Source organism: Mesorhizobium sp. M0292 (assembly GCF_040321695.1).
GTDB lineage: Bacteria > Pseudomonadota > Alphaproteobacteria > Rhizobiales > Rhizobiaceae > Mesorhizobium.
The window spans coordinates 191,083-212,508 of sequence record NZ_JAMYSB010000001.1; the positions used below are offsets into that span (position 1 = coordinate 191,083).

The following is a 21,426-nucleotide window of genomic DNA, read 5'->3' on the forward strand; positions in this document are numbered from 1 at the left end:
CCGCCGGCGCATGGCGGCGCAACTCCAACCAAGGGAGGAATGAATGTTGAAATTCGCATTGAAAGTGGCTGCCGCGGCAACGCTGGTAGCCGGGGTCTCCTTGAGCCTGCCGGCATTCGCGCAGGACGGCCAGAAGACCTTCTATCTGCTGTCGCATGGTGGCCCTTCGGACGCGTTCTGGATCGACTGGAATGCCGGCGCGACCAAGGCCTGCGACCAGCTCAAGGTGACCTGCAAGATCTCGTTCAGCGGCGGCGACATGGCGGCGCAGAAGGAGGCTTTCAACTCGGCGCTCGCCGCCAAGCCGGACGGCATCGCTACCACCTCGGCTCAGCCCGGCCTGTGGACGGAGGAGGTGAAGGCCGCAAAGGCCGCCGGCATACCGATCGTGTTCTTCAACACCGATGATCCGGCGATCGGGCGGCAGGCCTATGTCGGGGCCGACCTCAGGGAAGCGGGCGTCATCTGGGCCAAGTATCTCGTCGACCATAAGATGGTGAAGCAGGGCGACAAGGTGTTCCTGCCGGTCGAAGTGCCGGGCGCCAGCTACCAGCAGCTCGAGACCGAGGGCATCGCCAGCGTCTTCGATCCGCTCGGCATCAAGTACGACGTGGTCGATTGCGGCACCGACCCGGCCGGCATCATCGCCAAGATGACCGACTACATGGTCGCCAACGATCCGCCGGCAATCATTGCACTGGGCGATTCCGTGGCAGCAAGCATCAAACGCGTCTTCGACGGGGCCGGTGTGTCGGCCGGCAAGGTCCCGGTCGTCGGCTGGGGCAACTCAAAGGAGACGGCCGAGGCGGTCAAGTCCGGCTTCGTCAATGCTGCGGCCTGGCAGTACCCGTCGGCGCAGGGCTTCATGCCGGTGGCGCTGCTCGGGCTTGCGGCCTCTGGCGAGCCGATTGGCTACGACATTCACACATTCAGCCTCTACGACGCCTCGAGCGTCGAGCCGATCCTGAAACTCTACAACAAGTGACGACAATCGGCGCCCGCCCCGAAATGGCGGGCGCCGGACGAAACGCATGGTCCTGACAGATATGGCAATCACAGCAGACGACGACACGCAGCGAGCGAAGGGCAGGTCTGCGCTGCTGCGTTCGCCGCAATTCTCCTCGCTCATCATCCTCATCGTGCTGCTCGTTGTATTCGCCATCGCCGACGGCAACTTCCTGTCGCCGCTCAACATATCCAACATGATGGCGTTCCTGCCCGAGCTCGGCATCATCGCTCTCGGCATGACGCTGCTGCTGACGGCGGGCGAGTTCGATCTGTCGGTCGGCGCCGTGTTCGGCCTTGCGCCCGTCGTGGTGATGCTGCTGGTGCAGAATGGCGGTATCGACATCGGCGTCGCCCTCCTGGCCGGGCTTGTGCTGTGCATCGCGATCGGCGCCATCAACGGGCTGATCGTCACCAAGATCGGCATTTCCTCCTTCCTGGTCACGCTGTCGATGCTGCTCGTCGTGCGCGGCGCGGCGCTCTACATCACGCAGGGATTCCCCCTGAAGTCGTGGGACCAGCCCGGCTTCTTCGTCACGCTGCTGGCCGGCAGCTTCAATGTAGGCTCGTTCCGGTTCTACACCTCGCTCTGGTGGTTCATCGGCCTGTCGCTGCTGGCGATTTACATCCTGCGCTACGCCAAGCTCGGCAACTGGATCAGCGCCATCGGCAGCAACCGCAACGCAGCGGTGGCGCGCGGCGTGCCGGCCGACCCGGTCAAGATGTGGCTGTTCGTCCTGACCTCGGTGGTGGCCGGGCTGGCCGGCATGATCAGCGCGTTCCGGATTTCGGCCGCCTCGCCGGTGGCCGGCACCGGCTACGAACTCGAAGTGATCGCGATGGTGGTGGTCGGCGGCACGGCGCTCACCGGCGGGCGCGGCACCATCCTCGGCACCATCGTCGGCGCGCTGATGCTGCGCGCCATCCGCAACGGCATCGTGCTGATCGGCGTGCCGGGCTTGGCATACAACATCTTCGTCGGCGTCATCATCCTCGCCATGCTCATCCTGCACGCTTTGCTGCAGAAGAACGCCGCAAGGAGCTGACGATGGAAGTGCTGCGTCTGCAAAACCTGCAAAAGTCCTTCGGCAACGTGCGTGCGCTGAAGAACGCCTCGTTCACCCTCAACGAAGGCGAGGTGGTTGCCCTGCTCGGCGACAATGGCGCCGGCAAGTCAACGCTGATCAAAGCGATCTCCGGCGTCTTCCCGGCCGACCACGGCGACATCTTCGTGCGCGGCGAGAAGGCATCGATCCGCTCGACGCGGGAAGCGATGGACCTCGGCATCGAGACCATCCATCAGGACACATCGCTCGCGCCGGACCTCAGCATCGCGCGCAATCTTTTCCTGGGCCGGGAGCCGGTCAATTTCGGCTGGCTCGGCGTGTTCGCGCCGCTCGATCTCGCCAAGCTTCGCAACGCCGCCTCGGCGCTGCTGAAGCGGGTCGGCATTTCGAAAAAGCTCGATGCCGATGCACTGGTGAGCACGCTCTCGGGCGGTGAGCGGCAATCGATCGCGATCTCGCGCGCCATGCAGTTCGCCGCCAAGGTGATCATACTCGACGAGCCGACCAACAATCTTGGCGTCGAGGAAACCCACGGCGTGCTGCGCTTCGTCAAGGAGGTGCGCGACGCCGGCCACTCGGTGCTGCTCATCACCCACAACATCCACCACGTGTTCCAGGTCGCCGACCGCATCATCGTCATGCGCCGCGGCGAAATCGTCGCGGAACAGACGGTCGCCGACACCGACCTGTTGACGGTGGAAAGCATCATCACCGGCGCCGACATGTCGGCCTTGCTCAAGGAGGCGAGGGCAAAGTGAAGGACGTCGCATGGTAGAGCTTTACGGCAAGACGCTGTCGCGAAGGCAGGTGGCCGAGCGGTCCGGCATGCTGTCGCAGTTTGCCGGTGTGCGGCTTATGACGCTCGGCGACGGCGTGGAGCGCGGCATCCGGATGCTCGAGTTCCGCACCGGCTCCGGCCTGCGCTTCACGGCGCTGGTCGACCGGGCGCTTGATATCGCCGATTGCGACTTCCGGGGCCAGGCGATCGGCTGGCATTCGCCGAGCGGCTTTCGGCACCCCGGACTGCACGAGCATGAAGGGGAGGACGGTTTCGCCTTTGGCCGGTCGTTCTCGGGGCTGCTCGTCACCTGCGGCCTCGATCATATACTGGGCCGGCAAGACGTGCCGGCCGAAAGCTACAATTATCCCGGGCGCAAGCGGGTATTGCACTCGCTGCATGGCCGCATCGGCACCGTGCCGGCGCGGCTGACCGGCTACGGCGAGGCCTGGGACGGCGACCGCTGCGTGCTGTGGGCGGAAGGCATCGTCCAGCAGGCAACCGTGTTCGGCGAGGATCTCCAGTTGCTGCGCCGCATCGAGGCCGATGTCGGCGGCACCGAGATCCGGCTGTCGGACCGCGTCGTCAATCATGGTTTCAGCCGCACGCCGCACATGTATTTCTATCACGTCAACGTCAGCCATCCCTTGCTCGACGAGGGTTCGCGCTACCTGGCGCCGATCCGGGATGTCGTCTGGGCGGCGCACGCCGGCGATCGTTACGAGGCGCAGAAGGTCGGCTACCGAACCGTGCCGGCGCCGCAGCTGGGATTCAGCGAGCAGGTCTGGGAGCACGAGCTTGGCGCCGATGCGGCGGGCGAGGTGCCGGTGGCCGTCGTCAATGACCAACTGGGGCTCGGCTTCGAGGTCGTTACCCGCAAGGATCAGCTGCCCTGCACCTATCAGTGGCAGAACTTCCAGGCCGGCCTATATGCGTTGGGAATCGAACCCTCGACGCATCATGTTCTGGGCAATCTCGCCGCGCGCGAACGGGGCGAGATGATCTGGCTGGACCATGGCGAAAGCCGCTCCTATGACGCCGTGTTCCGGGTGCTCGACGGTGCCGGTCAGATCGCCCAAGCGGAAGCGAGGATAGGGTCGATCGCCCGGCAGCCGCAACAGGATTACCCTGCGCCGTCGGGCGCTTTTGCGAGACTGCAGGCGTGACCGGCTTGAAACACACGATCGGTTGCCGCGGCGGGCGGGAAGTGCGCCGGAATACGGAAGCAGGCGCGGCCCGGCCGACCCCAGGCGGCCCTTGCGGAGCGCAGGCGGGAAACGGAGATGACGATGACGGCAAGCAGGAAGCGCGACTACAGCCTGGTCGGTGAAAGCACCAAGCGCGCCATCGAGACCGGATTGGCTTCGGCCGAATGGTATCACACCGATGTCCCCCGCAGGGCGATCAAGGAGTTGATGCAACGCTCCGACGGGCCGGCGATCCGCGACACGATCATCTGGGTCGCGGCGATCCTGGTGTCGGCCGCCGGCATCGTATGGTTCTGGGGCACGTGGTGGGTGGTGCCGTTCCTGTTCGTCTATGGCGTGCTTTACGGCTCGTCGAGCGACTCGCGCTGGCACGAATGCGGCCACGGCACCGCGTTCCGGACGCGCTGGATGAACGATGTCGTCTACCAGATCTCAAGCTTCATGCTGATGCGCAACCCCGTGCAATGGCGCTGGAGCCATGCCCGCCATCACACCGATACCATCATCGTCGGCCGCGATGCCGAAATCGCCGTCATGCGTCCCCCAGATCTGCTAAGGGCGGCGCTCGCCTTCACCGGTATTCTCGATTTCCGCTATTCGCTGCCGGCGCTGGTGCGCCAGGCGTTCGGCAAGCTGTCCGATGAAGAGAAGAGCTATATCCCCGAGATGGAGCAGCACAAGGCGGTGATCGCTGCGCGCTGGCATGTCGCCATCTATGCGGCGACAGTCGGGCTGGCGTTGTTCACGTGGTCGCTGCTGCCGCTGGTGCTGATCGGCCTGCCGCGCCTCTATGGCAGCTGGCACATGGTGCTGACAGGGTTGCTGCAGCATATCGGCCTGGCCGACAATGTCGTCGACCACCGGCTGAACACGCGCACCGTCTACATGAACCCGGTCAGCCGCTTCATCTACTGGAACATGAATTATCACGTCGAACACCATATGTTCCCGATGGTGCCCTATCATGCGCTGCCAAGACTGCACGAGCTGATCAAGCACGACCTGCCGGTGGCGAACCCGTCGATGTGGCATGCCTATCGCCAGGTCTGGCCGGTGCTGCTTCGACAGCTGAGATATGAGGATTTCTATCTTAAGCGGAAATTGCCGCCGACAGCCAGACCCTATCGCGGCGAATTTCACCAGGTGGATATGTCGGCGGCCGCTGAATAGCGATAGCGAATTTGCCGGAGCCGGAGATGGCTGACTGGATTGAAGCGTGCGCGGTGGACGACATCTCGAAAGAGGATGTCATCTGCTTCGATCCTCGCGGTTTGCCGCTCGCCCGATGACGAGTTGTTAGCCACCGACGGATATTGGACGCATGAGAAGGCGCATCTAGCCGAAGGGCTGGTGATCGACGACGTCATCGAATGCCTTGAAGCACATTGGCCGCCGACGCCGTCTATTGCAGCGCCGGCTATGCCACGACGAAGCGCATGGCTGATCTCGCCATCGGCTAATTGACCATGTTCGCCTCATTCCTTCCCGCGCGACCTGGACCGGCGGGCTCAAGGCCGTCGGCAGGACAGCTGAGGCCGCCGTGCAAGCCTTCGAAGCGGGCAAGCAGTTGGAGGCGGCCGGCGCGATCGGCGCGGAAGTCGCTTTGCTCATATTGGCGACGAAGCGCGACGGATCTGTACGGGCACGCCCGCGACGAGCGCAACAACCAACACAATCTCGAACATAAGCGTAGGGAGAGACGTTCCCTCGGCCGCAAGCGACGTCCTCAGATTTTCAAGCTCGACGGAAGCGCCGCTCAAAGCAGCAAACCGTGCGAACAGTCCGGCGACAAACCTCTCGGCGAGCTGGTCGAAGCCCGAAATCAACGTAGTAACGTCCGGTTCCGCCGTCGTGTCCACGATTTCTCCCCTTCAAAGCCTCGGAAGCGAAGTCCGGCAGTCCGCCGTCGACCGGTGTCTCGCTATCCCAGTCAACCGTCGAACAACTCAAGCTTTTCTGCCCGGCCTTGCCCGCGCGGGTCCGAGCGTACTGAACTTTGTCGGCCCAGAGCGCGACGACAACGTCGATGTCGTGGGTTCTCACGTGCCATCAGACGCGTCTAAACCTGCCCGCGTTCCTTCTGTTGCGCGGTTCCGAGTCCCCAAGCCAACGTAGAATAGCGGAACGCGCAGCAGTGGAACGTAATTTACGTGGGAGGCGATGGATTCCTGAGCGCAACGCCCAAGCGGTTCGTGAACATAGAGATTTCTCTACTTTGATCCAAACCGCAGCGAAAGGGCTAGCCCGGAAAGGCTCAAAGGGAGGCAGCTCGGACGTTGGACCTTAAAAGTTGAACGGCCGCTATCGTCCTTGCTTGCGTCACGAGCGGACCTACTGTTTGCGGCCCAACTCCGGTCATTCGAAAACCGGCGGTGGATGACCACCCCGGCGCAATGCGGACGGCTTTCCACCGAACGGGGGAAATCAATCCGCGACACGCTTCGAGCCGAGGTGCAGCGTTCGTGCGCGAGGAATGGCGCGGGCGGCTTCGAGAGATCGTCCGTCACTTCCAGGAGCACAGCACCACCCCTGCCATACGACGCTGATCCTTGGTTCAGCCGACGGCCTGACGCCATCAACCCGCCAGGGGTCGGACTACGCGAAGCGTGCCGCCGCTCCGGCTTCGCCTTCGCGGTGATTGCGGCCATCGGCCGAACACATCGGGCGCCTGTCAGCGGGGGAGGGTCCTCCGCTTCAAACAGGAGCCGGATCGATGTCCCTCGCCGACGCGCATGCCTTTGCCTTCAGCCTCGCCGCCACCCTCTGGTAATCATCGTCATCTTTCCTGCCGGCGACGGCACTCTCTCGGTCGTGCCCGCGAACAAGTATGACGGCGACGACACCGCCATCATCGGCGAAAACGACCCGTTCGCCCCATGACGGGGCGGACATTGCCGCTGGCAAAACAGAGCTTTGGCAGTTTTCGCCCGTGGTTTTCGTTGCTATGCTTTGCGCTGCGCCGAGGTGGTGGTGGAAGGCGCAATCGCCGCTATTCTCTCGGAGACACCACCATCCTCGGCATGTTCGTTTGTATGGCGGCCATCGGCATCCTGTGGTGGTTGCTCTTCACGCTTGCTATCTAGCCCTTCCGTTGTTCGTCGGCGTCAGCGCAGCCACGTGGGGATTCAACACCGGTGCCGGGTGGCTTGGCGCGATCCTCGTCGGTAGCCTCGCAGCCGGGTTGACGCTCAGCGTCGGCCAAATCCTCCTCAGCGTTGTCAGCCCCATGTGGGCCAAGCTGGCCATCAGGCTGGTCTTCATCGCGCCTGCGATCGTTGCCGGCTACAATGCCTCCCATGGCATCGCGAAACACATGATGCCTTCCTGGCAGGTCGTCTTTTCCGTCATTGGCGCGACCGCCGTCGGCGTCACGGCATATCTCCGGGTGGTGGGCATGACAGCCGCCGACCGATCCGGCAGGAACGTGGTTCGCGCCTAGACCCGCGCGGACGAGGCGGATGGACCAGACCGAGGAAGGCCTAGCCACCTCCTTATCGGTCGTGGAGCAATCGGGTTCCATGCCAGAATCGAGCAACGGCCACGTGCCGGCGCGGCCCCGTCTGCGGACTTGGACTTTCTTCGGTCGATGCCCATGGCAGACCGACAAGTCGGTAGCAGGACGGCAGCGCGCGCGGTGGCGGCGGCGGCGTTGCAGGTGCGCGGAATCTGTGCCTGGAAATGCGTGGGCGATGCCGGTGAAGCCTGTAGCGATTTGCCAGTGGCGCGTTGCACGCCAACGTCTCCGTTGCCAATCTGTCCCAAGAGCGCTCCAAACGGCCTCTTCAATGGGCTGATCTGGCCGAAGGACGGCTGAAGCCTCGACCGCCTGGGCCGCAACGGCGCGTCTCGACTTTCTTCCCCTGCCAGCGCCCACCCCATGCGGCAAGCGCATTGGGACCCCGAGCGCCGCCATTCCTCGCGAGACAAGAAAGTCGTTCTTGCGCCGTCCTCCGCTTTGCTTCGGTCGCAAGCGATGCGTCGTCGGTCGCCTCCGGCCAACCGATCGCCATCGAGGCCGCATGGTGCGGGCTCGGAACAGAAAACGGAGACTTACAATGGCTACCATCGGCACCTTCAAGAAGTCCGCCTCGAACGAATTCACCGGTGAAATCGTCACCCTCAGCGTCCAGGCCAAGAACGTGCGCATCGTCCCAGACACCCGCGCCACTGGCGAGAACGCTCCCAGCCACCGGGTGCTGGTCGGCCGCGCCGAGATCGGGGCCGCATGGTCGAAGACCTCCAACGAGGGCCGCGACTACCTGGGCCTCAAGCTCGACGATCCGAGCTTCAACGCACCGATCTACGCCAACCTCTTCGACGACGAGGAAGGTGAGGGTTTCTCGCTCATCTGGTCCCGCCCGAACGCGCGGCGGGGTGACTAAGGACCCGCGCAGGCCCCGGCCGGAAGGCCGGGGCCTTCTTCCGCGGACGTCCGGTTCGGTTCTCCCAAGCCGAGAGCGATGCCGAAACCGCATCGCCCGATGCTGATCAACCATCCTCCGCTGGCAAAATTGCTTCTATAAAATGCAGGCTCACACGATGAAGACGAGGCAAGCGATGATCGAGCCGTTTGACGAAACCGCGCCGACCAGTGACGAACTCACCGAATACGATCGGGAACACGTCAAGCTCTATATGCGCCTGCTTGACGCCGCCGACGACGGCGCGGACTGGCGCGAGGTGGTCGAAATTCTCTTCGGCATTGATCTGACGAAGGAGCCACAACGCGCCCGGCGCATCCACGACAGCCATCTGGCGCGAGCGCGCTGGATGGCGCGTGCAGGCTACCGTCATCTCTTGCGTCGACCCGGCAACTAGCACCACAGCGCCTGCGGTTCGCGGGTGATGCCGAAGTGGCATCACCCGATGCCCGGCAAGGGTCTTCCGCCAATCGCTACAACCCGGAATCGTTTGGAGGCGGGGTCTACGCGTTTGCGAGGAGCTCTTGGATGAGGCCGGATACGTCGCATTGGCGAGACAATGACAGCTACGATTATTTCGATACTTTACCAATCGAAGGGCTCGCCTGGGAGTGTCTGCGACGTCACGAACCCTATCAACGGCACTACCGAGCGCTCCTGACCGCAAGAGCCGAGAAAGCACCATTCCGGCCTGAGGCACAGCGGCTGTGGGGGTTGCGATTTCCCGGCTAGGCCGGATTTGTCCGCCTTGGCGCAAGACGTTCTGTGGTCGCCTGACGTCGATCCAGCTGTGGTTTCTCTCGTGCCGGCGCCGGAATTCCTGTCGTCCTTGCGATCGGCGCCGTTGACCGGCCTGGGCGTGGTCCACGACAGCCCGGAAGGGCACCACTTTGTCCATAGTGCAGGTGTTGTCACTCAACTTCTCCTTCTGCCCGGCAGTGACCCGCACAGCCCTCTGGCAGCCTTGATTCCCCTGGACGAGGAAACGTTGGGACGGATCGAAGCACTCACCCGCTTCTGGCGTTCCTTGCAGGGACGCCCCACACCTTCGGACACGCGGATGACCCCGCAGCAGCGACGCCGCTTTCGTCTGATGATGCAGGCCGCTGACGGCCACTCGAATGGCGCGAGCTACCGCGACATTGCCATCGCCCTTTACGGGTTTAAGCGCGTCGCCGCTGATCCCTGGAAGACCTCCGCGCTGCGCGATGCGGTGATCGGTCTCGTCGAAGGCGCCACCGCCATGATCGGCGGCGGCTATTTGCAAATCCTGCGTCATCGCCGCCGATCCTAGCGGGGTCTGGCCGCGCAAAAGGGGTGGAGTTTTAACCCCCCTCAATTTCCCCATCCCGGACGAAGCTTACTCTCCGCCACCGTGGTCTCCGTCCACCGCTGAACGCCAGCGGCTGCCCAAAACCCCACGGAGGTTCGACCCATGCGACCCGATATCGCCGTTTTGCCGCCGCGCTTCCTGCGCACCAAGGAAGCCGCGGATTTCCTCAGCCTGTCCGCCCGCACGCTGGAAAAGCACCGGACCTATGGCACTGGTCCTTCCTACCGAAAGCTCGGCGGCCGCGTCGTCTATGCCGTCGACGACCTTCAGGCCTGGGCCGAACGCGGCGCTGTCACTTCGACATCCGATCCGCGTGGGTCGGTCCTGCCCGCGAAGCGTCATACACCGACGCTGCCGGCGCATGGCGGACGATACGCACGCTGACCGCGCGCGGATTTCCAGATGGTGGCGCGAAACCAATCCCTTTCGGACCGCGGGCAGCTCGACCTTTTCCGGGCGCTGCCTGGCGACTTCGCCCCACGAGACGCGCAGGATCTCATGGCCTATCCGTTCTTCTCACTTTCCAAGACCCATCGCATCACCCCGATCGATTTTGCCGCCGGCGACGTCACGATCCGGGTCGAGGCCGTACCCGATCATGGCATGGCGACCATCTGGGACGCCGACATCCTGATCTGGGCCGCGAGCCAGATCGTCGAGGCCCGTGACACCGGGCTTCGCACCTCGCGCCTTATGGCCGCAACGCCCTATGAGATCCTTACCTTCGTCGGCCGCGGCAAGAGCCTGCGCGACTATCAGCGCCTGAAGGCGGGGCTTGATCGACTGCAGTCGACCACCGTCTCGACGACAATTCGTCAGCCCGCCGAAGGCCGGCGTCACCGCTTCTCTTGGATCAATGAGTGGCAGGAGCGCATCGACCGCCATGGCAAGCCCGCGGGGATCGAGTTGATCGTCCCCGACTGGTTCTACCGGGCGGTCCTCGATGACGCGCTCGTGCTGACGATCAATCGGGCCTATTTCGACCTGACTGGGGGGCTGGAGCGCTGGCTCTATCGGCTGGTGCGCAAGCATGGCGGACGCCAGCGCGACGGCTGGCGCTTCGACTTCCGTCACCTTCACCAGAAATCCGGCAGCCTGTCGCCCTACAAGCGCTTTGCCTTCGAGCTGCGCGACATCATCCGCCGCCAGCCGCTGCCCGGCTACACCCTTGCGCTGGAAGTGGAGATTGGCGGCCGGGTTCTGCTTGCCTTCGAGCGGATCGGCTCCTGTGGAAGGCCTGTGGACGGCCTCGTGCTATCGGGAACCGGACCTATCGTGCCATCGGGAACCGCAGGCTCGTGCTATCAGGAACCGAAACGGGGCCTAACCCTAGGAAAGCAAAGCAGAAATCGCGCCCTTAACTTAGACTCTAACCCAGATTCTAACTTTGAAGAACGCGCGCGCAATGTGCAGAGGCTGATCCGCCGAACCAGCGACGCACTCGGGATAGAGACCGACAAGACCTCCAATGCGCCATCGGTTTCTGGCGGTCGCATCACGGCAACCAGCGCTTCCGAAGGTCCGACTCCGCCGCTTGATCCGCGCTCGGGAGCCACCCGATGAGCGCCGCACCCCTCAATCGAAAGAGCCGTGTCGGCAAGGCAACTTTGACGCTGCATCTCGCCCGTGAATTGACCTCCAAGGGAAATCAGTTCGCGATTTTCGTCGTGCGCCCGACCACCGAGCTGACGACTCAGGAGCGCGACCGCATCGCCGCTCTCCAGCACGACATCAGCGTCGCCGACACGCTGCGCGCGAGGCTCGCGCGCGAATTTCCCACCACATCAGGAGAACCGAAATGATGGGCATCGCGGCTCCCCGCATGCGCGACGCGTTCCCGGCCACGCACCACGCTCGCGACGATCTCGTCCATGTCGAACTGACCTGGGTCGCGAAGAGACAGGAGAACTGGATCCTTTTCGGCACGCACGCCCGCGAACAGATCGTTGATCGTCGCCGGCGCATCCTGTCCTTTCGCCCCGGCACGGTCTTCGCGTTCGTGCGCTGGGCCGCGAACGACTTCGGAACGATCTTCTCACGCATCGATATCGTGCGTGCGGTCGCGTCTGGCGAAGCCTATCAGACGCTGCCCTTCGTGCGACCCGGCGGCGACATCCTGCTGAAGGTCGAGAGCTGGCCCAAGGTCGAACGCGTGCTGCAGGCGATTGACGCCATTCAGCGCCTCGGCATCGAGCCTGAGTCGGTGTCGCCCGATCATTGGCGGCACATCCACAACCGGATAACCGCCGGCCATGCGCCGCGCAGCTACACACTCGACCAACATCGTGCCTTCCTGCTGCGCAAGAGGACCGAGCCGTGACGCGCGCCGGGATCATCTTAGCCAGCGTTATCGCAACCATGGGCGTCGGTCATCCCGGCCTCACTTCGATGCCCGCGAAGCTCATCTGGAATGCGTCAGCCAGCGCACCGATCGGCTTCTACACGATCGACTTCGACGGACCCTTCGAGGTCACCGATCTTGTGGCCGTCGACGCGCCTGAGCCGCTCGCGGCGTTCCTCGCCGATCGCGGCTATCTGCCGAGGGGCGTGCCACTCCTGAAGCGCATCCTTGGCGTTGCCGGGCAATGGGTCTGTCGCTTGAACCTCACCATCACTGTCGATGGTATCGAGGCGGGGATGGCGTTGACGCGTGACCGGGCCGGCCGTGACCTGCCGGTCTGGCAGGGTTGCCGCCGCATCGCGAGCGGCGAAGTCTTCCTGATGAACCGGCATGTCCGCGACAGCTTCGACGGCCGCTACTTCGGCCCCACTTCCACCGCCCAGATCATCGGCCGCGCCGTCCCGCTGTGGACCGACGAGGACGGCAACGGCCGCTTCGAATGGCGCGCGCCCACGCGGTGAGCGCGCGACCGGCGGCGCGCGTCGTGCCGCCAGTCTTCATCACCGCACAACTGAAAACAGGAGCCAGACATGCAACAGATCGGGGAATTCACGCGCCAGAAGACTGGCTATCGCGGGCGCATCCACACGCTCAGTCTCAACCTGGATATCGCCATTGTGGCGGCAGAGGCGAGCGAAACGGAGAATGCGCCTGACTATCGCGTTCACGCCGCAAGCGAGGACGGCCCCGAGATCGGCGCCGGCTGGAAACGCTCCAGCGAAAAGGCCGGAGACTATGTCTCGATCCAGCTCGACGACCCGACCTTCGCGCAGCCGATACGCGCCAACCTCTTTCGCAATGGCGACGACAAGACGTCCTGGTCGCTGCACTGGGCGCGCCCGCGCGACCGTAGCGAGAAGGATTGAACGATGCGCGCTCGCCGTCCGTCGACGAGCCATCGCAATGCGCCCGGGCCGCTTCGCGCTGCCCGGCGCATGGCTCTGCTCCTCCTTTGCGGCCTGTCCGTTGCGACCGTCATGCCGGCGGCGACCTTGGCGCAGGAAACACCTCTCACACGATCGTCGCAACGCGATCCGTTCGGCGCGCATATCGCAGAAGCCTCGCGCCGCTTCGGCGTTCCGACCGCGTTGATACGCGCCATCATGCGCAAGGAAAGTGCGGGGGCTGTGCGCGCCGTGTCCAGCGCAGGCGCCCGCGGCTTGATGCAGATCATGCCCGGCACATGGGATGAACTGCGCGCCCGCTGGTCGCTCGGCCACGATCCATTCGATGCCCGGGACAATATCCTGGCTGGAACGGCGTACCTGCGCGAACTGCACGATCGCTTCGGCTCTCCGGGATTTCTGGCCGCCTACAATGCGGGACCTGCACGCTACCAGGCCTACCTCACTGGGCGTCCGTTACCGGCCGAGACCCGCGCCTATGTCGCCGCATTTGCGCCCCTGATCGGTGAAAGCGAGGGTATGCGCCCTTTCGCCGTTACGTCTGTCGAGGCCATTCCCTGGAAGCGCGGCTCGCTGTTCGTCGGTCAGCCGGATCGCAAACAAGCTGTCGCTCGGGTGCCAACTGAGCGACCACCAAATGACGCGAGCTCTGGGCCCACCTTGCGCGATGTATCCGCCATCGTGCCGCTGTCCGAAGGCCTCTTCGTCGCGCGAGCCGGCGACAGGATCCAGCCATGAGCGCGCATGGGCGTTTTCGCGCAACCGCATGCTCCCGCGCACCGTGGCGTGGATGGAGGCGGAAGGTGGGCAGAACAACCGGAAGATGGCGAGATAAAAGGCCGCGAGGTGCGGCGTCGGTCGGTTGTGTTGTTTCAATAGGTTATGCAGGATTTCCGCGAGGTGCGAATATCTGGCGCACCGCGCTCGAACAACGATTTGCGTGTGATTTCTGTGCCTTGGCACGATGTGCGGAACTCTTTAGATGACTGGCGAGGACGATCTTCGAATCCGCCCCGGCCGCATCCGCTCGTCAGGCACCCAGCGCGCCAGGCCCTTCATCGCGCAGGCGCTTGCCGCCGCCCAGAAGGCGGGCGCCCGTATCTCCCGCTCCGGCCGGATCAGTCCCGGTAATCGCTCGACCTTCGGGCGTGGCCGCTCGGCGAGCGTGCGCGCCAATCGTCTCCTCACCGGCCGCTCGCGAACCGTGATCATCAAGACGCGGCTGGTGCGCCATCACGCGCGCGCCGCGCCGCTTGCCGCCCATCTCACCTATCTGCGCCGCGAGGGCGTCACCCGTGACGGGGAGAAGGCCAGGCTGTTCGGGCCGGAGGCCGGGGAGGTGGATGGCGGTGCTTTTGCCGAGCGGTGCAGCGATGATCGGCACCACTTCCGCTTCATCGTCTCGCCCGAAGATGCCGTCGACATGGCGGACCTCAAATCCTTCGCCCGCGATCTGATGGGCCAGATGGAAAAGGACCTCGGCACAAAACTGGATTGGGCTGGCGTCGATCACTGGAACACGGACAATCCGCACCTTCACATCATCCTGCGCGGCCAGACTGATGACGGGCAGGATCTTGTGATCTCGCGCGATTACATCAAGGAGGGGATGCGCGCCCGCGCGGCCGATCTTGTTACCCAGGAGCTCGGCCCGCGCACCGATCTCGACATCCATCGCAATCTGCAGCGCCAGGTCGAAGCCGAACGCTGGACCCAGCTTGACCGGCAGCTTGTTCGCGACGGCCGCGACACAGGCGTTGTCGATCTTGGGTCCCCGGCGAACGCTCAGCCCGATGAGTTTCACGTGCTGAAGGTCGGGCGGGTGCGCAAGCTCGAAACCGTTGGCCTTGCCGAACAGGTCGGCCCGGGCCAATGGATGATCGACGACAAGGCCGAGGCAACGCTGCGCGAGCTTGGCGAGCGCGGTGACATCATCAAGCGGATGCACCGCGCCCTGACAGAGCAGGGCATCGAGCGCGGCTCGGCGACCTATGTGCTGGCGGCGGAGCGCCTCGACACGCCGATCGTCGGTCGGCTGGTCGACCGCGGTCTCGATGACGAGTTGAAGGGCAGTGCCTACGCCGTGGTCGATGGCACCGACGGCCGCACCCATCACATCAAGCTGTCCGATCTCGATGCCGCCGGCGACAGCGCTCCGGGTTCCATCGTTGAGCTGCGCAAGTTCCATGACGCGCAGGGACATGGGCGCGCAGCACTCGCTGTCCGTTCCGATCTCGATATTGAGCGGCAGGTCACCGCCGCCGGCGCGACCTGGCTTGACCGTCAGAATATTGCCCGCGAACCGATTGCGCTGTCGGAATCCGGTTTCGGCGCCGAGGTACGGCAGGCAATGCAGCGCCGTGCCGACCACCTCGTCCAACATGGCCTCGGCGAGCGGCATGGCCAACGCACAACCTTCACTCGCAACCTGATCGACACGCTGCGTCGCCGCGAGTTGGATGCGCTCGGCGAAAAGCTCTCGGCCGAAACCGGCCAGCCTTTCAACCGCGTCCGCAGCGGCGAGTTTGTGGCCGGTTCCTGCCGGCAGCGCTTCACGCTCGCGTCGGGCCGCTTCGCCATGATCGATGACGGCCTCGGTTTCCAACTGGTGCCCTGGACGCCGTCTCTCGAAAAGCATTTTGGCCGCCACGTCTCGGGCATCGCTCGCGATGACGGCGGCATCGACTGGAGCTTCGCACGCAAGCGAAGCCTCGGTCTCTAACCCATTGTGAAGAAAGGACCGCTTCTATGTCCGCCACCAAGATACTCTGGGGCCAGATCCTCGCGGTCTTGATGATCGTGCTGATCACCATCTGGAGCGCGACGCAATGGGTGGCCTGGCGCCTGGCGTTCCAGCCCGAGCTCGGCAGGCCATGGTTCCATGTCCTGGGCTTTCCGTTTTACCTTCCGCCGTCCTTCTTCTGGTGGTGGTATGGCTTCGATGCCTACGCGCCGTCGATCTTCGTGGAGGGAGCCTTTATCGCGGCTTCCGGCGGTTTCGCCTGCGTCGCCGTCGCCATCGGCATGTCGGTCTGGCGGGCTCGCGAGGCCAAGAAGGTCGAGACCTACGGCTCCGCCCGCTGGGCCGACAAGCAGGAGATCAAGGCAACGGGCCTTCTCGGCTCCGATGGAGTGGTGCTTGGGCGGTTTGACCGCGCCTATCTGCGCCACGATGGACCGGAGCACGTGCTGTGCTTTGCGCCCACACGTTCGGGCAAGGGTGTCGGCCTCGTCGTCCCGTCGCTGCTGACCTGGCCGAGTTCAGCCGTCGTCCATGACATCAAGGGCGAAAACTGGCAGCTCACCGCAGGCTTCCGCGCTAGGCATGGCCGTGTCCTGCTGTTCGATCCAACCAATCCGAAATCCTCATCCTACAACCCGCTGCTAGAGGTGCGCCGCGGCGAATGGGAAGTCCGAGACGTTCAAAACATTGCCGACATCCTGGTCGATCCCGAAGGCTCGCTTGAGAGGCGAAACCATTGGGAGAAAACCAGCCATGCCCTGCTGGTCGGCGCGATCTTGCATGTCCTCTACGCCGAGAAGGACAAGACGCTTGCTGGCGTGGCCGGTTTCCTCTCCGATCCAAAGCGGCCGATCGAATCGACGCTGTCCGCAATGATGAAAACTGCGCATCTGGGTGACGCGGGTCCACACCCGGTCATCGCCAGCGCCGCGCGAGAGCTGTTGAACAAATCAGACAACGAGCGCTCCGGCGTGCTGTCCACCGCCATGTCGTTCCTTGGCCTTTATCGCGATCCTGTCGTGGCCGAGGTCACGCGCCGCTGCGACTGGCGCATCAGCGACCTCGTCGACGACAAGCATCCAACGACACTCTACCTCGTCGTGCCGCCGTCCGACATCAACCGGACCAAGCCGCTCATTCGCCTGATCCTCAATCAGATCGGTCGCCGCTTGACGGAAGATCTGCAGGTGAGGGCGAAAGGGCACCGGCTGCTTTTGATGCTCGACGAGTTCCCGGCGCTTGGCCGCCTCGACTTCTTCGAGTCGGCGCTCGCCTTCATGGCCGGCTACGGGCTGAAAAGCTTCCTGATCGCTCAATCCCTCAATCAGATCGAGAGGGCGTACGGCGCCAACAACTCGATCCTGGACAGTTGCCATGTCCGGGTAAGCTTTGCCACCAATGATGAGCGCACCGCCAAGCGCGTGTCCGACGCGCTGGGAACAGCGACCGAGATGAGGGCCATGAGGAACTATGCTGGCCACCGGCTGTCGCCGTGGCTCGGTCATCTCATGGTCTCCCGCTCGGAGACGGCTCGCCCTCTGCTCACGCCGGGTGAAGTGATGCAGCTCCCATCCACCGACGAGATTGTCATGGTTTCGGGTGCACCGCCGATCCGCGCCAAAAAGGCGCGCTATCATGAGGATGCTCGCTTCCAGGAACGTATCCTGCCGCCGCCGGTGCTGAAGGCGGCGGCGGAGGAGGGGAGGCCCGACGACTGGACGAAACTGCCGCTGCCTTCCCGTCCGCAGATTGCTGAAGCCACGTCGGCACCGTCGGCCACGGATGACGACACAACTGATTCCGAGCGTCGTCGGCAACCCGAGCTCAGTCGCGTCGATCAGGTCGTGAAGCCTTCGACCGAGAACGAATTCGAGATCGATCACCTGGACGACGTGGAAGACGAGGCTGCCCGCAACCGTCGACTGACGCGTCTGATGCAGGGCATTGCGCGGCAGGCGTCACTCGACCCCGGCGACGGCGTGGATATGTGAGGCTGCCATGGTAAAGCCGCCCCGCAAACAACGCCTGTCCGTCTATCTCGATCCGAAGGTCATGAGCAGGCTGGCCGAACATGCGGCGCGACGAGATTTTTCACGGTCGCTCGTCGCTGAGGCGGCCATCGAGTCGTTCCTCTCACCCGATGCCGCCGAGCGACAGGAGGCGGCGATCACCAAGCGGCTTGACCAGCTCGATCGCCGTATGACACGCCAGGAGCGCGATGTCGCAATTGCCGTGGAGACGCTCGCTGTTTTCGTCCGCTTCTGGCTGGCGACAACACCAGCGTTGCCCGAGCCTGCGGCGCAGGCAGCCCACGCCAAGGCTGGCGAGCGCTATGATGCCTTCGTCACAGCGCTCGGCCGGCGCCTGGCGAAAGGTCCAAAGCTCCGACAGGAAATCTCCGAGGATATCGATGGCGGCCTGGACACAAACCAGCCCGGCAGGCCCGTGGGCTAAATGGACGGGCGGACTGAGATTTTACAAGCCTCGATCAGGATTCTTCGTTGAAAAGTATAGTCTGTATGCTATAAGGCGAGGGCGAATGAAAAACCAAAAGCCCGCAGTATGGATGGGGTCGTCGAAGGGCGACCTGCGCGGGTTTCCGGTCGATGTTCGCCGGTTGATGGGTGTCGCAATCAACGACGCGCAGAATGGTGAGGAGCACCCGGCTGTCAAGGCCCTGAAGGGCTTTGGGGGCCGCAGCGTCCTCGAGGTGGTCGACGACTTCGACGGAGATACCTATCGGGCCGTCTATGCCGTGCGCTTTGCCGGGGTGATCTACGTGCTTCATTGCTTCCACAAGAAGTCGAAGAAGGGCAGGGAGACACCCAAGCACGAAATCGATCTCGTGACAGTGCGATTGAAGGCGGCCGAGGCTCACTACCGCGAAAACTATGGGAAAGGAACAAAGTCATGACAGAAGACATCACCGCCGAAGTGAGCAGCGGCAACGTGTTTGCGGACCTCGGCTTTGAGAATCCCGAAGAGGAATTGCTCAAGGCCAAGCTGGCCCGCGAGATCCGCGCCATTATCAAGCGCCGGCGCCTGACCCAGGCGAAGTCGGCTGAACTGCTCGGAATGAAGCAGCCCGACGTCTCCGCGATCGCGACCGGGCGCACGGGGAAGTTTTCAATAGACAGGCTGGTTCGCTGTCTGGACCGGCTCGACTACAAGGTCGACGTGGTGGTTCGCCACAAGCCTCGACGGTCAACTCGTGCTGAAGCCGCTTGATCAGACAGCTTTGCCTACGAGCGGACAATTGATTGTCCAGGTTTGGATGGGCGCCACCGCAACAGGACGGTAGGATTAGCGAAAAGCACGCACGAAGGTGGACACCCTTCGTCAGACCTACGGCGACAATTTCGCAGCTGGGCTTCGCAGCGACTTCGAGGCTATCGACGGTGTTGCAGCGCGCCAGCGTCGGCTCTCTAAGCCCCGGACCTAAGGCGCGCGCTTAGACCTCAATCCAAGCGTAGGCGGCACCAAAGATCCCGAGCGTCAGAGCAATAAACCAAGCCCATCCCTTCAACGAGGCGCGCACGTCTTCAGGCTTTGCGCCTTTTTCGTTGTCGTAGTCGTCCATAATCAGGCTCCATGTTTTCGATCTTGGCCGGGTACAAAATCAAGAGACGCTGGGCAACCCTCGCAGCTGTCGCAGCGGATTCGCCTTTGTACGGCGTGACATGCGCAGTCTAATACGTGGATTACGGGTCCCGTCCTGTCGAGGACCATAATATAATCGCCGTACCTAAAGCAGAACTAATAATGGCCGCCTTGCGCCGTTTACGTCGGCACCGCCAATCTCCTGTATTTGCACGCTACGTCACTACGCCTCGACATAGGTGTTGAAACCACTCGAGATACGGCTCTCTTAATCATCCCCGTCCAGGGGCCGCCGATGTTCCCCGGATCGAAACGGGGACAGGATGGCAGCTTCGCCTCACAATTCAGAAGGTCTGGCTCGCGGCGCACGCATGTTGCGCACAGCGCTCGGACCCGCGATCGCGCGCTATCTCGACGACGCCGGCATCGTCGAGGTGATGCTCAATCCCGATGGGCGTTTGTGGATCGATCGCCTGTCCGAGGGTTTGTCCGACACAGGAGAGCGCCTGTCGGCGGCGGACGGCGAACGCATCGTTCGCCTCGTCGCTCATCATGTCGGTGCCGAAGTCCATGCCGGCGCCCCACGCGTCTCGGCGGAGTTGCCCGAGACGGGCGAGCGCTTCGAGGGGCTTCTTCCTCCCGTCGTCGCGGCGCCCGCCTTCGCGATCCGCAAGCCCGCCGTCGCCATCTTCACCCTTGAGGACTATGTCGCGGCCGGGATTATGTCGGCGCGCCAGGCGGACACGCTGCGCCAGGGCGTTGCCAACCGCGCCAACATTCTCGTTGCAGGCGGCACCTCCACGGGCAAGACCACGCTGATCAACGCGCTGCTCGCTGAAGTGGCCAAGACCGCCGATCGCGTCGTCATCATCGAGGATACGCGCGAACTGCAATGCGCCGCGCCAAATCTCGTGGCAATGCGCACGAAAGACGGCGTCGCGTCTCTATCTGATCTTGTCCGCTCATCGTTGCGCCTGCGCCCCGACCGCATCCCGGTCGGCGAGGTGCGCGGGTCCGAGGCGCTCGAACTGCTCAAGGCCTGGGGCACCGGCCATCCCGGCGGCCTCGGCACGATCCACGCCGGCAGCGCCATTGGCGCGCTCCGCCGCATGGAACAGCTCATCCAGGAAGCCGTCGTCACGGTTCCACGCGCTCTGATCGCCGAAACGATCGACCTGGTTGCCGTCCTTTCCGGCCGCGGTTCCGCGCGCCGGCTGTCCGAACTCGCCCGTGTCGATGGCCTGCGCCCGGACAGTGATTACCGGGTCGCGCCAGCCGTCCTCGATGGCGACGAGGGCCCGACCTTGCTCGTCCAAAACCCTGAAGGAGAAAATCCATGATCCAACGCCTGCGCCTCACGCGCCATCGTCTCGCCATGACAGTTACGGGTGCCACGCTCATCCTGGTGATGGCCGCGCCCGCCCATGCCTCCGGCTCGTCGATGCCGTGGGAACAACCGCTGCAACAGATCCTCCAGTCGATCGAAGGCCCGGTTGCCAAGATCATAGCGGTGATCATCATCATCGTCACCGGCCTGACACTCGCCTTCGGCGACACGTCGGGCGGCTTCCGCCGGCTCATCCAGATCGTGTTCGGCCTGTCCATCGCTTTCGCGGCGTCGAGCTTCTTCCTGTCGTTCTTCTCGTTCGGCGGCGGAGCGCTGGTCTGATGGCGGGCGCTGTCGAACAGAGCGGCCCAATGCCGGACTACGCAGTGCCGGGTTATGCGGTCCTCGTGCACCGGGCGCTGACCGAGCCGATCCTGCTCGGTGGCGCCCCGCGCGCCATTGCCATCATGAACGGGACGCTCGCGGGCGCCGTGGGGCTGGGACTGCGTCTCTGGCTCGTCGGCGTCGCCATCTGGGCCATCGGCCATGTCGCCGCCGTCTGGGCCGCCAAGCGCGATCCGCTTTTCGTCGACGTCGTTCGCCGGCATTTGCGCATCCCAGCGCATCTCACTGTTTGA

The 21,426-nt window shown here is 63.8% G+C and carries 28 protein-coding genes and 1 pseudogene; 27 read left to right on the top strand and 2 right to left on the bottom strand.

The annotated features are described in order from the left end of the window. The first annotated feature begins 43 nt into the window (after positions 1-43). The 6 genes and pseudogenes from NKI96_RS00950 to NKI96_RS00975 form a co-directional block, all read left to right on the top strand. On the top strand, positions 44-985 hold the full coding sequence (locus tag NKI96_RS00950; RefSeq protein WP_023822867.1) for a sugar ABC transporter substrate-binding protein: 942 nt from the start codon (positions 44-46) through the stop codon (positions 983-985). Between the two features lie 61 nt (positions 986-1,046). Continuing rightward, entirely contained in the window at positions 1,047-2,051 is a 1,005-nt protein-coding gene (locus NKI96_RS00955) for an ABC transporter permease (protein ID WP_050589199.1), read from the top strand. After that, positions 2,048-2,830 carry an ATP-binding cassette domain-containing protein gene (locus NKI96_RS00960; protein ID WP_196815278.1) on the top strand — a complete coding sequence of 261 codons (783 nt, stop codon included), beginning with the start codon at positions 2,048-2,050 and terminating at the stop codon, positions 2,828-2,830. The genes NKI96_RS00955 and NKI96_RS00960 overlap by 4 nt, the downstream gene beginning before the upstream one ends. Positions 2,831-2,840: 10 nt before the next feature. Continuing rightward, complete coding sequence (locus NKI96_RS00965) at positions 2,841-4,016, top strand: aldose 1-epimerase family protein (protein ID WP_023822864.1); 1,176 nt, start codon at positions 2,841-2,843, stop codon at positions 4,014-4,016. A 117-nt stretch (positions 4,017-4,133) separates the two neighbouring features. Next, the gene (locus NKI96_RS00970) at positions 4,134-5,228 is read left to right on the top strand and encodes a fatty acid desaturase family protein (protein WP_352802571.1); all 1,095 of its coding nucleotides are present in this window, start codon (positions 4,134-4,136) and stop codon (positions 5,226-5,228) included. A 26-nt stretch (positions 5,229-5,254) separates the two neighbouring features. Further along, positions 5,255-5,432: pseudogene (locus NKI96_RS00975) on the top strand (Rieske 2Fe-2S domain-containing protein); the annotation flags it as partial. 233 nt (positions 5,433-5,665) lie between these two features. Here the strand turns inward: NKI96_RS00975 and NKI96_RS00980 are convergent. Then, complete coding sequence (locus NKI96_RS00980; protein ID WP_023822862.1) at positions 5,666-5,917, bottom strand: hypothetical protein; 252 nt, start codon at positions 5,915-5,917, stop codon at positions 5,666-5,668. 1,032 nt (positions 5,918-6,949) lie between these two features. Between NKI96_RS00980 and NKI96_RS32485 the strand changes: the two genes are divergently transcribed. From NKI96_RS32485 to NKI96_RS01065, 18 genes are all read left to right on the top strand, one after another. Then, positions 6,950-7,141: a hypothetical protein gene (locus NKI96_RS32485; RefSeq protein WP_373420175.1), complete on the top strand. Its 192-nt coding sequence runs from the start codon at positions 6,950-6,952 to the stop codon at positions 7,139-7,141. A gap of 8 nt (positions 7,142-7,149) precedes the next feature. Then, complete coding sequence (locus NKI96_RS00985; RefSeq protein ID WP_023822860.1) at positions 7,150-7,497, top strand: hypothetical protein; 348 nt, start codon at positions 7,150-7,152, stop codon at positions 7,495-7,497. Positions 7,498-8,113: 616 nt separating this feature from the next. Then, the gene (locus tag NKI96_RS00990; RefSeq protein WP_023731557.1) at positions 8,114-8,440 is read left to right on the top strand and encodes a DUF736 domain-containing protein; all 327 of its coding nucleotides are present in this window, start codon (positions 8,114-8,116) and stop codon (positions 8,438-8,440) included. A gap of 175 nt (positions 8,441-8,615) precedes the next feature. Next, positions 8,616-8,876, top strand: coding sequence for a DNA -binding domain-containing protein (locus tag NKI96_RS00995; protein WP_023715497.1), 261 nt, complete (start codon positions 8,616-8,618; stop codon positions 8,874-8,876). A 131-nt stretch (positions 8,877-9,007) separates the two neighbouring features. Further along, positions 9,008-9,211 carry a transcriptional regulator domain-containing protein gene (locus tag NKI96_RS01000; protein WP_245260694.1) on the top strand — a complete coding sequence of 68 codons (204 nt, stop codon included), beginning with the start codon at positions 9,008-9,010 and terminating at the stop codon, positions 9,209-9,211. Between the two features lie 16 nt (positions 9,212-9,227). Then, the gene (locus tag NKI96_RS01005; RefSeq protein WP_245260693.1) at positions 9,228-9,773 is read left to right on the top strand and encodes a DUF2285 domain-containing protein; all 546 of its coding nucleotides are present in this window, start codon (positions 9,228-9,230) and stop codon (positions 9,771-9,773) included. A 141-nt stretch (positions 9,774-9,914) separates the two neighbouring features. Continuing rightward, positions 9,915-10,196, top strand: a complete 282-nt coding sequence (locus NKI96_RS01010) for a helix-turn-helix transcriptional regulator (RefSeq protein ID WP_023822857.1) — start codon at positions 9,915-9,917, stop codon at positions 10,194-10,196. Between the two features lie 18 nt (positions 10,197-10,214). Further along, complete coding sequence (locus NKI96_RS01015) at positions 10,215-11,375, top strand: replication initiator protein A (RefSeq protein WP_023822856.1); 1,161 nt, start codon at positions 10,215-10,217, stop codon at positions 11,373-11,375. Beyond that, positions 11,372-11,614 carry a hypothetical protein gene (locus tag NKI96_RS01020; protein ID WP_023822855.1) on the top strand — a complete coding sequence of 81 codons (243 nt, stop codon included), beginning with the start codon at positions 11,372-11,374 and terminating at the stop codon, positions 11,612-11,614. The genes NKI96_RS01015 and NKI96_RS01020 overlap by 4 nt, the downstream gene beginning before the upstream one ends. Further along, on the top strand, positions 11,611-12,132 hold the full coding sequence (locus NKI96_RS01025; protein ID WP_031198890.1) for a DUF2840 domain-containing protein: 522 nt from the start codon (positions 11,611-11,613) through the stop codon (positions 12,130-12,132). The genes NKI96_RS01020 and NKI96_RS01025 overlap by 4 nt, the downstream gene beginning before the upstream one ends. After that, a complete protein-coding gene (locus tag NKI96_RS01030) occupies positions 12,129-12,674 on the top strand; it encodes a S26 family signal peptidase (protein WP_031198889.1) in 546 nt (181 codons plus the stop codon). Before NKI96_RS01025 ends, NKI96_RS01030 begins: the two co-directional genes overlap by 4 nt. Positions 12,675-12,743: 69 nt before the next feature. Continuing rightward, positions 12,744-13,079, top strand: a complete 336-nt coding sequence (locus NKI96_RS01035; RefSeq protein ID WP_023715504.1) for a DUF736 domain-containing protein — start codon at positions 12,744-12,746, stop codon at positions 13,077-13,079. Between the two features lie 3 nt (positions 13,080-13,082). Then, a complete protein-coding gene (locus NKI96_RS01040) occupies positions 13,083-13,856 on the top strand; it encodes a lytic transglycosylase domain-containing protein (protein ID WP_352802577.1) in 774 nt (257 codons plus the stop codon). A gap of 244 nt (positions 13,857-14,100) precedes the next feature. Continuing rightward, positions 14,101-15,840 (top strand): relaxase/mobilization nuclease domain-containing protein, encoded by a 1,740-nt coding sequence (locus NKI96_RS01045; RefSeq protein WP_023822905.1) that lies wholly within the window; start codon positions 14,101-14,103, stop codon positions 15,838-15,840. 26 nt (positions 15,841-15,866) lie between these two features. Further along, positions 15,867-17,852, top strand: a complete 1,986-nt coding sequence (locus NKI96_RS01050) for a conjugal transfer protein TraG (RefSeq protein ID WP_023808381.1) — start codon at positions 15,867-15,869, stop codon at positions 17,850-17,852. 7 nt (positions 17,853-17,859) lie between these two features. Continuing rightward, the gene (locus NKI96_RS01055) at positions 17,860-18,315 is read left to right on the top strand and encodes a ribbon-helix-helix domain-containing protein (RefSeq protein ID WP_023694923.1); all 456 of its coding nucleotides are present in this window, start codon (positions 17,860-17,862) and stop codon (positions 18,313-18,315) included. Between the two features lie 112 nt (positions 18,316-18,427). Continuing rightward, positions 18,428-18,775, top strand: coding sequence for a type II toxin-antitoxin system RelE/ParE family toxin (locus tag NKI96_RS01060; protein ID WP_031198907.1), 348 nt, complete (start codon positions 18,428-18,430; stop codon positions 18,773-18,775). Beyond that, positions 18,772-19,089 carry a helix-turn-helix domain-containing protein gene (locus NKI96_RS01065; protein ID WP_023822904.1) on the top strand — a complete coding sequence of 106 codons (318 nt, stop codon included), beginning with the start codon at positions 18,772-18,774 and terminating at the stop codon, positions 19,087-19,089. Before NKI96_RS01060 ends, NKI96_RS01065 begins: the two co-directional genes overlap by 4 nt. Before the next feature lie 223 nt (positions 19,090-19,312). Here NKI96_RS01065 and NKI96_RS01070 read toward each other — a convergent pair whose 3' ends face one another. After that, positions 19,313-19,441, bottom strand: coding sequence for a hypothetical protein (locus NKI96_RS01070; protein ID WP_023694925.1), 129 nt, complete (start codon positions 19,439-19,441; stop codon positions 19,313-19,315). A 343-nt stretch (positions 19,442-19,784) separates the two neighbouring features. Between NKI96_RS01070 and trbB the strand changes: the two genes are divergently transcribed. From trbB to NKI96_RS01085, 3 genes are read left to right on the top strand one after another with little or no spacing between them, the layout of a single operon-like run. Then, complete coding sequence (gene trbB / locus NKI96_RS01075) at positions 19,785-20,801, top strand: P-type conjugative transfer ATPase TrbB (protein ID WP_031198906.1); 1,017 nt, start codon at positions 19,785-19,787, stop codon at positions 20,799-20,801. Continuing rightward, a complete protein-coding gene (locus NKI96_RS01080) occupies positions 20,798-21,130 on the top strand; it encodes a TrbC/VirB2 family type IV secretion system protein (protein ID WP_023822903.1) in 333 nt (110 codons plus the stop codon). The genes trbB and NKI96_RS01080 overlap by 4 nt, the downstream gene beginning before the upstream one ends. Further along, positions 21,130-21,426, top strand: coding sequence for a VirB3 family type IV secretion system protein (locus NKI96_RS01085; RefSeq protein WP_023694928.1), 297 nt, complete (start codon positions 21,130-21,132; stop codon positions 21,424-21,426). The genes NKI96_RS01080 and NKI96_RS01085 overlap by 1 nt, the downstream gene beginning before the upstream one ends.

Excerpts from the sequence above, each read along its gene's own strand:
- NKI96_RS01040 (WP_352802577.1), top strand. The coding sequence starts at position 13,083 with ATGCGCGCTCGCCGTCCGTCGACGAGCCATCGCAATGCGCCCGGGCCG.
- NKI96_RS01035 (WP_023715504.1), top strand. The coding sequence starts at position 12,744 with ATGCAACAGATCGGGGAATTCACGCGCCAGAAGACTGGCTATCGCGGG.
- NKI96_RS01055 (WP_023694923.1), top strand. The coding sequence starts at position 17,860 with ATGGTAAAGCCGCCCCGCAAACAACGCCTGTCCGTCTATCTCGATCCG.
- NKI96_RS01025 (WP_031198890.1), top strand. The coding sequence starts at position 11,611 with ATGATGGGCATCGCGGCTCCCCGCATGCGCGACGCGTTCCCGGCCACG.
- NKI96_RS01020 (WP_023822855.1), top strand. The coding sequence starts at position 11,372 with ATGAGCGCCGCACCCCTCAATCGAAAGAGCCGTGTCGGCAAGGCAACT.
- trbB (WP_031198906.1), top strand. The coding sequence starts at position 19,785 with ATGGCAGCTTCGCCTCACAATTCAGAAGGTCTGGCTCGCGGCGCACGC.
- NKI96_RS00990 (WP_023731557.1), top strand. The coding sequence starts at position 8,114 with ATGGCTACCATCGGCACCTTCAAGAAGTCCGCCTCGAACGAATTCACC.
- NKI96_RS01000 (WP_245260694.1), top strand. The coding sequence starts at position 9,008 with ATGAGGCCGGATACGTCGCATTGGCGAGACAATGACAGCTACGATTAT.
- NKI96_RS01050 (WP_023808381.1), top strand. The coding sequence starts at position 15,867 with ATGTCCGCCACCAAGATACTCTGGGGCCAGATCCTCGCGGTCTTGATG.
- NKI96_RS01080 (WP_023822903.1), top strand. The coding sequence starts at position 20,798 with ATGATCCAACGCCTGCGCCTCACGCGCCATCGTCTCGCCATGACAGTT.
- NKI96_RS00995 (WP_023715497.1), top strand. The coding sequence starts at position 8,616 with ATGATCGAGCCGTTTGACGAAACCGCGCCGACCAGTGACGAACTCACC.
- NKI96_RS01045 (WP_023822905.1), top strand. The coding sequence starts at position 14,101 with ATGACTGGCGAGGACGATCTTCGAATCCGCCCCGGCCGCATCCGCTCG.
- NKI96_RS00950 (WP_023822867.1), top strand. The coding sequence starts at position 44 with ATGTTGAAATTCGCATTGAAAGTGGCTGCCGCGGCAACGCTGGTAGCC.
- NKI96_RS01070 (WP_023694925.1), bottom strand. The coding sequence starts at position 19,441 with ATGGACGACTACGACAACGAAAAAGGCGCAAAGCCTGAAGACGTGCGC.
- NKI96_RS01065 (WP_023822904.1), top strand. The coding sequence starts at position 18,772 with ATGACAGAAGACATCACCGCCGAAGTGAGCAGCGGCAACGTGTTTGCG.
- NKI96_RS01060 (WP_031198907.1), top strand. The coding sequence starts at position 18,428 with ATGGGGTCGTCGAAGGGCGACCTGCGCGGGTTTCCGGTCGATGTTCGC.
- NKI96_RS00970 (WP_352802571.1), top strand. The coding sequence starts at position 4,134 with ATGACGATGACGGCAAGCAGGAAGCGCGACTACAGCCTGGTCGGTGAA.
- NKI96_RS01010 (WP_023822857.1), top strand. The coding sequence starts at position 9,915 with ATGCGACCCGATATCGCCGTTTTGCCGCCGCGCTTCCTGCGCACCAAG.
- NKI96_RS01085 (WP_023694928.1), top strand. The coding sequence starts at position 21,130 with ATGGCGGGCGCTGTCGAACAGAGCGGCCCAATGCCGGACTACGCAGTG.
- NKI96_RS01015 (WP_023822856.1), top strand. The coding sequence starts at position 10,215 with ATGGTGGCGCGAAACCAATCCCTTTCGGACCGCGGGCAGCTCGACCTT.
- NKI96_RS00965 (WP_023822864.1), top strand. The coding sequence starts at position 2,841 with ATGGTAGAGCTTTACGGCAAGACGCTGTCGCGAAGGCAGGTGGCCGAG.
- NKI96_RS00955 (WP_050589199.1), top strand. The coding sequence starts at position 1,047 with ATGGCAATCACAGCAGACGACGACACGCAGCGAGCGAAGGGCAGGTCT.